The organism is Dyella sp. Tek66A03 (assembly GCF_052567735.1).
Window position 1 is genome coordinate 3,466,754 of the sequence record NZ_CP199584.1, and the last position, 12,229, is coordinate 3,478,982.

The following is a 12,229-nucleotide window of genomic DNA, read 5'->3' on the forward strand; positions in this document are numbered from 1 at the left end:
ATCCGAGCCCCCATCCTCGCATCCCAGGAGAACTCCATGAACCGTTCACATGCCACGCTGGCTGCCACGTTTGCCCTCGGTCTCGCCTGCCTCGCCTCGGTAGGCCACGCTGAGGATGCCAAGAAGCCTATGGAAAAATGCTACGGCGTCGCTCTCGCCGGCAAGAACGATTGCGCCGCCGGCGCCGGCACGAGCTGCGCCGGCACCTCGAAAGCCAATTATCAGGGCAATGCCTGGGTGCTCGTCGACAAAGGGACCTGCACCACCATCAAGACTCCCAAGGGCCATGGCTCGCTTGAGGCTCAGTCGTGATCTCTTCCACGGAGCTGGTGGCGATTCGCGTAACGCCACCGCGCACGGAGAGTCCGAGTTTCGCGAATCGGTGGTCAGGGCTCTTCCCGGATGCCTTGCTGCTGTTGATCGCCCGCTTGGGTATCGCTTCGGTGTTCTTCCTGTCGGGTCGCACCAAGGTCGAGGGATTCCTGTCGATCAAGCCGTCGACCTACGACTTGTTCGCGTCGGAGTACCACGTCCCCTTGCTTTATCCGGAATGGGCTGCACGCCTGGCGACCGGGGCGGAACACCTGTTTCCCGTGTTGCTGGTGCTGGGGCTGTTCTCACGGGTGTCGGCGCTCGCCTTGCTTGGCATGACAACGGTGATCGAGATCTTCGTCTATCCGGACGCCTGGTCGACGCACCTGAGCTGGGCGGGTTTGCTCCTGCCGATCCTCGCCCGAGGTGGTGGCAAGTGGTCGCTCGACCACGTCTTGCACCAGTGGCGCGAACGCCGCGCAACGCAACGCCTGGCCGCTTCCCCGTCCCACCCCTTTTCATCACTACCCTCGCAGGGAATCCATCATGCGTAAGTTGTTGAGTTTCGCCGTCGCCATGGCGGCAGCGACCGGCCTGGCACACGCGACCGATGCCGCGCCTGCCGGTGTCAAGAACATCGTGATCGTCCCCGGCGCCTTCGTCGACGGTTCGGGCTGGCACGTCGTGCACGACATCCTGATCCACAAGGGCTACACCGTGAACGTCGTGCAGCCCCGCATTGACTCGCTGGCCAACGACGCCGAGGCGGTTTATCGCCAGTTGCGCAAGGAAGACGGCCCGACCCTGCTGGTCGGCAGCGACTACGGCGGCGCCGTGATCAGCCAGGCCGGCAATCGTGACAAGGTCAAAGGGCTGGTCTACGTGGCTGCGGTAGCACCCTCGGTCGGCGAAAGCACGCTCCAGCTGCTCGAGTCGGTGCCTGAGCCCAGCAACGATTTCCAGGCCTCCTGGGACGGTTATATCTACATCAAGGAAAAGCAGTTCGGCGCCGACTTTGGCGGCGACCTGACCAAGAACCGCACCGACTTCCTGGCCGTTTCGCAGGTGCCGGGAACGGTCGGTGCGCTTCGCACCGTCAGCGAAGTCGCTGCATGGCACAACAAGCCTAGCTGGGCTGTCGTCGCCACCGAAGATCGCGTGTACAGCCCCGAGCTGCAGCGCTCGATGTACCAGCGTGCCGGCTCCAAGGTCACCGAGATCAAGGGCAGCCATCTCGTCTACATGTCGCAGCCCGAACAGGTTGCGCAAGTCATCGAAGACGCGGCCGAGAGCCTGAAGTAACGCCACATCAATCACCACGGTCCGTCCGGACCCATCCCTAGGAGTAACACCATGTCCACCATCGCTACCAAGTCTCGCAGCGGCTTCGCCGCGGCAGCCGCCGCCGTCGCCCTTGCTCTCGCCTCGCTGCATGCGCCCGTGCACGCAGCCGACCAGGGGTCCCAGAAGCAGGAACCGACCCGCTGCTACGGCGTCAATTCCTGCAAGGGCCAGAGCCTGTGCGCCACGGCCAAGCACGACTGCAAGGGCCTCAACGGCTGCAAGGGCCAGGGCGTCGTCGTGAAGACGCCGAGCGAGTGCGTTGCCGCTGGCGGCACGCTGACCGAGCCGAAGTGATCGCACCGCTGGACCCGCGCCGCGCGGGTCCAGCCCTCGCCTGCCCTGCCAAGGATTCTTGCCATGCTCACCTCCATACCCACTTTTGCAGGCTTCGGACTTGGCTTGCGCCGGGAGCATTACCGTGACTTCCTCGAAACCGACGTAGCCGTCGACTTTGTCGAAGTGATCTCGGAAAACTTCATGGTCGATGGCGGGCAGCCGCGCCACATCCTGCGCCAGGTGCGCGAACGTCATCCCGTCGCGCTGCACGGCGTATCCATGTCGATCGGTTCAGCCGACGGCCTCAATCGCAGCTACCTCCGCCGGTTGCGGGCGCTGGTCGATGAGATCGATCCGCTGTTCGTATCGGATCATTTGAGCTGGTCGCGCATCGATCGCTTCAACTCGCATGATCTGCTGCCCCTTCCGTACATCGAAGAGGCGCTGGCGATTGTCTGCAACAACATCGCCATGGCGCAGGACACGCTCGGCAGGTCGATGCTGTTCGAGAACCCGTCGAGCTATATCGCCTTCCCCGGACAATCCATGACCGAGTGGGAATTCCTCGGCGAGATGTCCCACCGCACCGGCTGCGGTCTGCTGCTGGATGTCAACAACGTCTATGTAAGTTCCCGCAACCACGGACTGGATGCCCATGCATACCTTCGTGGCATCCCCGCTGAGCGGGTACGCCAGATCCACCTTGCTGGACACACGCAAGGCCCCGAACTGCTGATCGACACCCACGACCAAACGGTCTCTGACGATGTCTGGTCCCTGTACGCCGAGGCGACGTCGATGCTCGGGCCGGTGGCGACGATGATCGAGCGCGACGATGCCATCCCTCCGCTTGCCAACCTGCTCGACGAGCTGGATATCGCACGCGATATCCAGCGGAACAACCGTGGGATGTTGGAGGCCGCATGAACCTGGTCGCGATGCAACGGGATTTCCGCGATTGGCTGACCGCCTCATCCGCCGAGGCCGCGCTACGACACCTTGACGCCAAGTCCGCCGCTGGGCTGGACGTATACCAGAACAACTATCGCGCGCAGTTGGTCGGCTGCCTTCAGCTAAGCTATCCGCAACTGCACGCCTGGCTTGGGCAAGAGGCCTTTCTGGACGCGGCAATCACCCATATCGACAGTCACCCACCGCATGCCTGGACCCTCGATGCCTATGGCATCGACTTCAATGAGACCTTGCGGGCGAGATTTCCGCACAACCCTGACATCCAGGAACTGGCCTGGATCGAGTGGGCATTGTCGGCGTCGTTCGTCGCCGCCGACGCGATCCGCATGTCGAGTGACGAACTGCAGACGGTCGATTGGGACACGGCCCGCCTCTGCCTCCATCCCAGCTTGCGACTGCGCACCGGGACGACCAATGCAGAAACCATCTGGTCTGCACTGCAGGATGGGGCGGAGCCGCCGGAGAGCGAAATGCTGCAAACGCCGGGCGCCTTGATCGTTTGGCGTCACGAGTTCACTTCCCGTCTCAAATGGATCGACATCGTCGAGTACGCCGCACTGTTGTCGCTACGCGACGACGACCGCTTCACCAGCCTGTGTGATGCTCTGGTCGAACACTTGGGTGAAGAAGACGGCATAGCGATGGCAGGCAAGCTGCTCGCGGACTGGCTATCCGCCGGCATCGTCACGGGAACCCAGTGAAGGTTGGGTATGGCGCTTATTGCGCCATGTCACTGTCACCGCCATAGATCGTTGAAGATCCTCCTCTACAGAGACTTTAGGAACGCCTCTGGCGTTATCGCGTTGTCCGCACACGTACCCACTGATTGAGTCCTGCACAAAGTGCGAGTAACGCGGCGGTAACGAAGAACACCTCGCTCAATCCCACCCATGCGCCGATTTGTCCACCGACGAGTGGGCCGATCACCTGCCCGGAAAACTGCGCCGACTGCAGATAGCCCAGGGTCTTGCCGGCCTTACTCTCATCGACCGCATGGCGCACCAGCTTGGCCACTGCGGGAAGCAGGCCAGCGATCGTCATGCCCATGAGTCCACGCAGCGAGGCCAACTGCCACCACTGCGTCACGAAAGCCTGCGGCAGCATCAGCGCACTGGTCGCCAGCAGGCAGCCAATGATGACCTTGCCGCTGCCGACGCGGTCGGCCAGCGCACCGAGCCGGGCGGCCGTCAACATGCTGCCGAACGCCGAGGCGGCCATGACCAGGCCTGCCGTTTGCGCCAGGTGATCGTGCGGCACGCCAAGCTGTCCGATATACACGGTGATGATGGGCTCGATGGACATATTGGCCAGCAATACCATCATCGAGGTGGCGAGCAAGGCCGCGATCAGCCAACGGCCTGTGCGGATCGACGGTGCGGCCTTCGCCGCCATGCGCGCCCTGGCGTCCTGGACGCGATCGAAATCCTCCCTGACAAACACGATGGTCGCCGCCGCGGCCAGCGCAATCACCGCGCCGCCCACGAAGAAGGTTCCACGGATGCCCACCAGGCCAGGAAGAAAGCCGCCCACGAGCGGCCCCACCAGGTTTCCCGTCAATGCGCCCGTGGACAGCACACCGAGTGCCCATCCCGATCTTTCCCGTGGCGTCTGCGTACCGATCATGACGACGGAAGCCGAGGCATAACCGCCGACCAGGCCCGCCACCAGTCGAAGTGCGACGAGTTCGATCACGCTGTGCGCCATGCCGATCAGCGACATCACGATGGCCATGCCGATGGCGGCGCGCACAAGCATGGGCTTGCGGCCATACCGATCTGCCAAATGCCCCCATAGCGGCGCCGTGATGGCCGTGCCGAGGAAGGTCGCACCAAACGCAATGCCTGACCATTGCACGATGGACGAAGACGACTGCACCCCAAGCTGCTCCACGTAGAGCGGCAGGAAAGGCAACAGCATGCTGAGGCTCACCAGGGTAGTAAACGAACCAAAGGTGCTGACCGCGAGATTGCGTTTCCAGTAAGCGGCGTTGCGTTCGGCGTAGCTGGCCTGCCCTTGATCCGGCACAAGGCCATAAGTCGCCGACGGCATCTGCGCTGACATGTTGTAAACCTCCAGACGACACGTAGCGGCATCCACTGGACACTGGCTGCGTTCGACTCGACGATGAATGAAGCGGCGGTTGCGCGACGAGGCCGCGCAACCGCTAGCCCTACTTCTGCTTCAACTGTTGCTGTTGCTTGCGGTATTCCGGGACCGACAAACCGCCCCAGCCCCAGTTTTCCAGTTCGACTTCGTCGATCGTGACGAAGGTGGAATCCAACGGCTTGTTCAGCACGTCGAGCAACAACTGGCTGACGCCCTTGATCAGGGCAGCCTTCTGCTCCGTGGTGGCTGCGCTGAGCCCGGGTGCAGAACCCTCGCGGGTAATCTTGATGTTCACGAAAGGCATGACCGTCTCCTCGAAGGATGGGGTGGGCATGCTGCCCACCCCGCTTCGCCTTAGTGTCCGGCGCTCTGGCCACCGTCGACGTGCAGGATCTCTCCGGTGACAAAACCGGCCGAGTCGAGATAGATCACGGCGTCGGTGATGTCGGAGATCTCACCCATGCGACCCACCGGGTGCAGACCGGCAAGCCCAGCGTGCGTCTCGGGTGTATGCATCGGGGTCTTGATGATGCCCGGCGCCACTGCGTTCACGCGGATACCGCGCTTGGCGTACTCGATGGCCAGCGACTTGGTCGCTGCGTTGATGCCGCCCTTGGTGAGCGAAGCCAGCACTGACGGAACGCCGTCGATGGCGTGGTCGACCAGGCTCGTGGTGATGCTGACGATGTGGCCACTGCCCTGCTTCTCCATCTCCGCGAGAGCGAGCTGGGTGATGTGGAAGAAACCATTGACGTTTACGGACAACACATCGGCGTAGTCTTCCGCCGTGTAAGCGGTGAACGGCTTGGCGACGAAGATGCCTGCATTGTTGACCAGGGTGTCGATGCGGCCAAAGCGCGACAAGGCTTCTTTCACGATGCGCTCGGCAACGGCGCGATCACCGATATCGCCGGCCACCGCGATCACATCGGGATCGCTGGACGGCTTGATCGAACGGGAGTTGGCAACGACGCGGTAATTACGATCACGGAAGGCCTTGACCAGGCCAGCACCAATGCCTTGCGACGCGCCGGTAATGACGGCGACTTTCTGTTGATTGCTCATGGTATGTGCACTCGTAGATTTAAGGGATGACGTGATGTCTATCGGGCTTGTGGCTCCGATGTGCCCAATCTAGGCGCGTATAGGGGTTTAGCGAATCCCTGCTATTCGGCAGACATTCTTCCGCGTCGCGGTGGAATCAGCGTCTCGGGCGGCATCTCCGCCTCCTTCGCCAGGCTCGCGAAGCGCGAACGCAGGCGCGGCAGCGCGAAGTCGACGAAGGCACGAACCTTTGGCACGGACAAGCGTCCGAACGGCGATACGATATGCACGGGGAATGGCGCGGGCTCCGCGTCGGCGAGCACGACCCGCAGCAAACCCTGCTTGATTTCCGACGCCACGTGGTACGAAAGAAGCCGCGTCACGCCATGCCCCTCCACCACCGATGCGATGGCACCGCGTACATTATTGATCACCAGGCGAGGGTTTAACGAGACGGAACGAGGGACCGACGATCCCTCCAACGGGGGAAAGCTCCACGATTCCATGCCCATATGCGCCATGGCGATGATCTGGTGTTTTCCCAGGTCGGCGGGCTCGACGATACGAGGATGCGTCGCCAGATAGCGTGGCGAGGCCACAATCACCCGACGCACCTCGCCAATCCGATGGGCGACCAGGGTCGAATCGGCCAGATGCGTGATACGCAAGGCCAGGTCCATGCCTTCGTCGATCAGATTCACCGCTCGTTCCAGCATGTGCAGCCGAATGGTGACGGTGGGGTATTCGTCCATGAACGCGTCGACGATGGGCCGGAGAATTTCCACGCCGGCGAATACGGTCGCCGTGATGGTCAACGTTCCGCGAGGCACGGAACGCTCGCCTGCCGCGCTGCGGTCCGCCTCCTCCAGATCCATCAGCAGCTTGCGGCAGGCCGTGGCGTAGCGCTCGCCGGCCTCGCTCAACTTGATGGAGCGTGTCGTCCTGTGCAGCAACGGCACGCCGACATGATCCTCAAGAAAGGTGATGGCCCGACTCACCGCCGCTGGCGACCGTCCAGTCTTGCGACTGGCGCCGGCGAGGCTCCCTTCATCCAGCGCCGCAACGAAGACTTTCATGGCATCAATGCGGTCCATATGACCTTCCTAGCGAATGCGCGATGGAGAACGGAGCCTGGTGAGTGTCCTACTGCCGTGCAAGCTCGGCTAGCCGCCGTCGATTTCCTTGAGGTTGCACGTATCGTGCTCGTGAACGACCACGCTGACAAACCCGGGATCAGCCCCAAGGGTGCCTGGCATGGCCTCCATGAGTTCGCACGCAAGCGATCGCCCTTGCTCGCGCAAAGGCCGCCGCCCGACCTGTCACGGGGCAAGCGGCTTGGAAAATCCAAGGTTTGCCATGGAGCTTAGACGTTCGTCCCATCGATGCTGCGCATGACCGCCCTGGCCTCCCTGGATGGATACGCGGGCGCCCTGCCAGCCCCGCCTTGGCTAGACCAACACAGCCGTCGTCTACCGGGCTGCAAACGACGCCTTCTTCACCGAGACGGCGATCGCGAGCTTAGGCCGAGGCGTGCCGCAGTTCGTCGATGAGCGCCTGCATGAGTGCCTGCGAGGACATGGCACGAGCCAAGGGCGCACCCTGGCCCGCCCAATGCGCGCCATAGCCGGCTTCTCCCACCGCACGCCCGGCCGCATTCAGCGCCTTGCCGGCGTCGTAGGTGATCGGATAGTCGGGAACGACATCGTCGGGTACGTCAGCGCCAAAGCCGGTGAAGCGGTTGGCCAGGCTCCGTGCTAGCCGCCCGGAAATGACACGCGTCATCACCGTCGCATAGGCCGCGTCACTCGCCAGCAGCTTTCGATAGCCCGCATCCGCCAGCGACTCATCGGTGGCTACAAACGCCGTCCCAAGTTGTGCGGCACTCGCCCCTAGCGCGAGCACGGCGGCAATGCCGGCGCCGTCCATGATGCCGCCGGAGGCAATCACCGGAACGCGCACGCTTTGCACCAGCAGCCGGGTCAGCGCCAACGTCCCCAGCCGACTGTCCGTGGCATCGGGGTCAAACACACCTCGGTGTCCGCCCGCCTCATAACCCTGGGCCACGATGACGTCGATGCCTGCGTCCTGGATGGACCGCGCCTCCTGTACATGGGTGGCCGTCGCCATCAGCACGATGCCGGCGCCGTGCAAGGCAGCGACCTGATCCAGCCTGGGCAAGCCGAAGTGAAAACTCACCACCTTGGGTCGTTCTTCGACCAGCACGGCAAGCATGTCGTCATCGACCAGGAAGGATTTGTAGATCTCCTTCAATGCCAAGGGAGGCGACGCCCCGACACCATCGAATTCGGGGGTCAGTCGCTGTAGCCAGGCTGCTTGTTTGGCCTCGTCGGCGTGCGCTGGTCGGTGCACAAACAGGTTCACATTGAGCGGTCCGTCGCTCAGCTGGCGAAACTCCCTGATCGCGCCACGCGCCTTTTCCGCGGTCATGGCGCCCATGCCAAGCGAACCCAGTCCACCCATCCTGCTCACCGCCGCGGCCATGGCGGGTGAGGAAATGCCAGCCATCGGTGCCTGGATGATCGGCACGCTCGTGCCGAGCAGATCGAGCAGCGCCAACGAGCCCTGAGTCGCCATAACCGTTCACTCCTGCAGTGTCGCGCGAACCAGATTCCATTGACATGGCGTCGCTCGTTACCTGGAGCAACGTGCCGCCCTAGCGAAAAAGTTGGCTGAATTTACACTTGGCCCACCCGGCGGCGAAGACATGCTGCGCGGCAATCAGTATTCCATCAAATGATGGGAATCGCGCCGACTTAGCGAAGGCCCGGCCCCACAGGCTCTGGAGCAAATTCCACCACCACGCCTGGCCAGGCCGATACCCGTGCAAAGATCACGCCCCTGTAGACGAGAGAGCTTCGGCCGTTTCCCGGACGCCCGCAGTAACGCGTCACCCGTAGAGTGATGCTGGGTGTGGGACCGACGTTCGTATACCAGGTACAAAACACGGCATCAGAGGACTGGGCTCATGCTGAAACCCGGCACCGAAGGCCGCCAGCGCGATCCGTTTGGACGTCCGTTTTCACGCAATAGCAACGCTTCCAACAACAGATACGGCGCGATCATCCGAGTGGTGAACCACCTTCGACGGGCTCATCACTGCTGGACTTCACGACAGCGGCGTTCCGTCCGGACCGTGGCGTTATTGTTCTGGTTGTTCCTCTGCACCTGATTGCCGACGACGCCACCGGCCACGGCACCGCCCACGGTCGCCAGGGTCCTGCCCCTGCCGCCACCGATTTGGTTACCGACTACGCCACCCGCCACGGCGCCGATGGCTGTGCCGGTGATGCGATTGGGATCATTGGTATTGGTCTGCCTCACCTGCACGTCCTCGCAGACGACGCGCGTGTTTTGAGACGAATTGCTCTGCGCCTGGACCAGGCCAGCAAGACCCGTGGCAAGCGCCAAGGCAAAAGCACTGATGGCTAGTCTTTTCATGGCTGTCTCCGGAAGTACCTCTCTTGGATACGCCCGAGTACGTGATGACAAAGTTAACCCTCAGCTACCTCAGGAAGGCTTAGTTTTTCCTTAGCCAGAAGCCACTCGCGAGAAAATTTCGCTGAGCGCCGGCTGGGATGAACCGCAACACGTTTTTTGTCGCGCGCGATGCCCCAAAAGACATGTGTCCTCGCTATGCTCAGCCAATTCCCAATCGGTCGCGATAGCCACCATGCCCGAACGCGTTTCTGCTCCTGCATGCTTCATAGATGTAGCACTTTCCTCGCGCAGTACTCGCCCGGGCTCGCCGGTAGCGCATACTGATCTGCGCGCGCGTATCGTGACCGTCATGCTCCGCACCACCGATCGCGCACTGAGAAGGGCCACCCTATCAGCGGCCTGCCTTACGGTGGGCTGACATGAAAATCCACCTTATCGAAGTCTCGCCACGCGCGAGATGCTCGGCGAAACGTTGTTCATTGAGTGCATGCGCCCTGGTTTTTCATTTGGGAGGCGCGTATGGACGGCTCTAGCAGCCGCTGGCTGGTCGTTGGCTTGACCGGGCAGACGATCTTTTCCGCCCGCTTCCTCCTGCAATGGATCTACAGCGAGATCAAGCGCCAGAGCGTCATACCCATGGTCTTCTGGTACGCCAGCATCGTTGGCGGCGCGACCCTCCTCGGCTACGCCATCCACAAGCAGGACCCCGTGTTCATTGTGGGACAAACAGGAGGTGTTCTCATTTACGTGCGAAATCTTCAATTGCGCCTGCGCGAGAACCGGCAGCTACGCCGTGAGGCCGTGAACTGATGCATATCGACAATCAATCCCTGTGGATTGCCGCGGGCCTGGTCGGCCAGGCGCTCTTTGGCGCGCGATTTCTCGTACAGTGGCTGTATAGCGAGGCGCGCGGGAAAAGCGTCATACCAGGCGCGTTCTGGTACCTGAGTGTCGCTGGCGGGTCGATCATTCTTTGTTACGCCATTCATCGGCAGGAGCCGGTTTTCATTATCGGAGAGACCGTGACCTTGCTCGTGTTCCTACGCAATCTGCATATGCTTAGAACACGCCAGGCTCGGCCGTGACAACTTCCATGGCCAACGCGCTTCGAAACGCCTCAAGGAATCTGATCATGTCCGATAGCGCGATCAGTGAAGACCGCTCGCGAGGCCTTCTGGGCAACTCTCGACACCGGCCTTTGCTGTGGTTGATCTTGCTTGGGCTGATCCTGGGCTTCGCGTTCCAGGGCACGCGAGGGCTGTGGAGTCCGGATGAAGGCCGTTACGTGGGTGCCGCGCTGCAGATGCTCGATTCCGGCAACTTTCTCGCACCCGGATACAGCCCCAGCGAACTGAATTTCTCGAAACCGCCGCTCACCTATTGGATCATTGCGTCGTCACTCCAGGTATTTGGCCGAAACACCTGGGCGGCGCGAGCCCCCCATGCCATCGCTTTGGTACTCACCATGTGGGTGCTCTATGCAATGGGCAGGCGGCTGGTGCCGGAGAAACCCTGGTTGCCGGGCCTCATCTACGGCTGCACGCTGTTCCCGTTCTTGACCGCCAACATCATCAGTACTGACGTATTTCTCACGCTATTTGAGGCCTTGGCGGTACTTGGGTTCGTACGTTCGATCGTGTTCGACAGCGAACGTGATCGACGCCAGGGCGTGACCCAGATGTGGCTGGGTTTTGGCCTGGCCTTCCTCACCAAGGGTCCGCCGGGCTTGTTGCCGCTGCTCGCCATCCTGATTTACGCCGCCAGCCGTGATGGCTGGCAGGGCGTGCGACGCGCGTTCACGCTGGCAGGTATCGCGGCATTTCTGGTGGTCGGTTTCACCTGGTATCTGCTCGCCTCCATGCGCTATCCCTGGCTGCTGCACTACTTCCTGCATCAAGAGGTGTATGGCCGCATCTTTACCGCGGTGCATCGCCGGCATCCTGGTGCATTCGGCTGGGCCGTGGTTTATCTCCCCGTGCTGGTGCTTGGCTCGCTTCCGTGGTGGCCCGGCTTGTTTCGCGCCGTGCGCTCGAGCATCTCGCGGGCCAACTGGCGCACCTGGTACGGCCAGCACGCCATCGAACCTTTCCTGCTGCTCTGGTTTCTGGTTCCTTTCGTGGTGTTCTGTCTTTCCCAGTCGCGGCTGCCGCTCTATGTGCTGCCGCTGTTCCTGCCGCTGTCGCTCCTGGTAGCACTTCAGCTTCGCAACAGGATCGATCTTCAGGTACCACGCCAGCGGGTGATGCTGTGCCTATGGGTGATCGCCCTGGTGGCCGCCAAGGGTGTCGCGGCCTATGCCATGCATCCGGCGGAGGACAATCGCCAGGCTGCGCGCGAGATCGCCGCCATGACGCCGTTGCAGGACGTCGCCGCCGTCATCGTCATCGTGAATACGGACGCGATGTATGCCATCGAAGAACAGACGCCGTGGGGGCTTCGCCTGTATTTGAACAAGCCGGTGTATGGCGTCGCCTGGCGAACGCCCGAAGGTGCGGCATCGCTCTGCTCGGCGATACGCGAACAGCACCAGACGCTGGTCATCGTCGATCACACGATTGACCCGGCCGCCATTCAACCTGCCCTGGCCAATTGCCAGGTGCATGCGGCGAACCATCTTGGCATCTGGCGCGGCGACGCGCTGATGCGGATACAGGGCTGACCTGCGCTTCACCTTACTGCTCGGGAACTTGCAACGATGTGCGGAATCGGCGGCATC

The 12,229-nt window shown here is 62.1% G+C and carries 15 protein-coding genes; 9 read left to right on the forward strand and 6 right to left on the reverse strand.

From position 1 onward, the window contains the following. Nucleotides 1–36 precede the first annotated feature (36 nt). The 6 genes from ACT01B_RS15385 (at nucleotide 37) to ACT01B_RS15410 (ending at nucleotide 3,605) form a co-directional block, all read left to right on the forward strand. Nucleotides 37–312, forward strand: a complete 276-nt coding sequence (locus ACT01B_RS15385) for a BufA1 family periplasmic bufferin-type metallophore (RefSeq protein WP_445144108.1) — start codon at nucleotides 37–39, stop codon at nucleotides 310–312. After that, on the forward strand, nucleotides 309–866 hold the full coding sequence (locus ACT01B_RS15390; RefSeq protein WP_445144109.1) for a DoxX family protein: 558 nt from the start codon (nucleotides 309–311) through the stop codon (nucleotides 864–866). The genes ACT01B_RS15385 and ACT01B_RS15390 overlap by 4 nt, the downstream gene beginning before the upstream one ends. Continuing rightward, entirely contained in the window at nucleotides 859–1,614 is a 756-nt protein-coding gene (locus ACT01B_RS15395) for an alpha/beta fold hydrolase (RefSeq protein WP_445144110.1), read from the forward strand. Before ACT01B_RS15390 ends, ACT01B_RS15395 begins: the two co-directional genes overlap by 8 nt. Before the next feature lie 51 nt (nucleotides 1,615–1,665). Beyond that, on the forward strand, nucleotides 1,666–1,950 hold the full coding sequence (bufA2, locus tag ACT01B_RS15400) for a BufA2 family periplasmic bufferin-type metallophore (RefSeq protein ID WP_445144111.1): 285 nt from the start codon (nucleotides 1,666–1,668) through the stop codon (nucleotides 1,948–1,950). A gap of 63 nt (nucleotides 1,951–2,013) precedes the next feature. After that, a complete protein-coding gene (gene bufB / locus ACT01B_RS15405) occupies nucleotides 2,014–2,859 on the forward strand; it encodes an MNIO family bufferin maturase (RefSeq protein WP_445144112.1) in 846 nt (281 codons plus the stop codon). Then, a complete protein-coding gene (locus ACT01B_RS15410; protein ID WP_445144113.1) occupies nucleotides 2,856–3,605 on the forward strand; it encodes an HvfC/BufC family peptide modification chaperone in 750 nt (249 codons plus the stop codon). Before bufB ends, ACT01B_RS15410 begins: the two co-directional genes overlap by 4 nt. Before the next feature lie 94 nt (nucleotides 3,606–3,699). Here the strand turns inward: ACT01B_RS15410 and ACT01B_RS15415 are convergent, their stop codons facing one another. The 6 genes from ACT01B_RS15415 to ACT01B_RS15440 all read right to left on the reverse strand — a co-directional run bounded on the left by ACT01B_RS15415 (nucleotide 3,700) and on the right by ACT01B_RS15440 (nucleotide 9,513). Further along, on the reverse strand, nucleotides 3,700–4,965 hold the full coding sequence (locus ACT01B_RS15415; protein ID WP_445144114.1) for an MFS transporter: 1,266 nt from the start codon (nucleotides 4,963–4,965) through the stop codon (nucleotides 3,700–3,702). 109 nt (nucleotides 4,966–5,074) lie between these two features. Continuing rightward, on the reverse strand, nucleotides 5,075–5,314 hold the full coding sequence (locus tag ACT01B_RS15420; protein WP_445144115.1) for a tautomerase family protein: 240 nt from the start codon (nucleotides 5,312–5,314) through the stop codon (nucleotides 5,075–5,077). A 50-nt stretch (nucleotides 5,315–5,364) separates the two neighbouring features. Continuing rightward, nucleotides 5,365–6,075, reverse strand: coding sequence for an SDR family NAD(P)-dependent oxidoreductase (locus ACT01B_RS15425; protein ID WP_445144116.1), 711 nt, complete (start codon nucleotides 6,073–6,075; stop codon nucleotides 5,365–5,367). Between the two features lie 101 nt (nucleotides 6,076–6,176). Further along, nucleotides 6,177–7,148 (reverse strand): LysR family transcriptional regulator, encoded by a 972-nt coding sequence (locus ACT01B_RS15430; protein WP_445144117.1) that lies wholly within the window; start codon nucleotides 7,146–7,148, stop codon nucleotides 6,177–6,179. A 424-nt stretch (nucleotides 7,149–7,572) separates the two neighbouring features. Further along, nucleotides 7,573–8,649 carry an NAD(P)H-dependent flavin oxidoreductase gene (locus tag ACT01B_RS15435; RefSeq protein ID WP_445144118.1) on the reverse strand — a complete coding sequence of 359 codons (1,077 nt, stop codon included), beginning with the start codon at nucleotides 8,647–8,649 and terminating at the stop codon, nucleotides 7,573–7,575. Between the two features lie 519 nt (nucleotides 8,650–9,168). Then, nucleotides 9,169–9,513: a glycine zipper 2TM domain-containing protein gene (locus ACT01B_RS15440; protein WP_445144119.1), complete on the reverse strand. Its 345-nt coding sequence runs from the start codon at nucleotides 9,511–9,513 to the stop codon at nucleotides 9,169–9,171. 519 nt (nucleotides 9,514–10,032) lie between these two features. Here ACT01B_RS15440 and ACT01B_RS15445 point away from each other — a divergent pair. From ACT01B_RS15445 to ACT01B_RS15455, 3 genes are read left to right on the forward strand one after another with little or no spacing between them, the layout of a single operon-like run. Further along, nucleotides 10,033–10,323, forward strand: coding sequence for a lipid-A-disaccharide synthase N-terminal domain-containing protein (locus tag ACT01B_RS15445; RefSeq protein WP_445144120.1), 291 nt, complete (start codon nucleotides 10,033–10,035; stop codon nucleotides 10,321–10,323). Next, the gene (locus ACT01B_RS15450; RefSeq protein ID WP_445144121.1) at nucleotides 10,323–10,598 is read left to right on the forward strand and encodes a lipid-A-disaccharide synthase N-terminal domain-containing protein; all 276 of its coding nucleotides are present in this window, start codon (nucleotides 10,323–10,325) and stop codon (nucleotides 10,596–10,598) included. Before ACT01B_RS15445 ends, ACT01B_RS15450 begins: the two co-directional genes overlap by 1 nt. Before the next feature lie 47 nt (nucleotides 10,599–10,645). Then, nucleotides 10,646–12,172, forward strand: coding sequence for an ArnT family glycosyltransferase (locus tag ACT01B_RS15455; protein ID WP_445144122.1), 1,527 nt, complete (start codon nucleotides 10,646–10,648; stop codon nucleotides 12,170–12,172). Nucleotides 12,173–12,229: the final 57 nt, after the last annotated feature.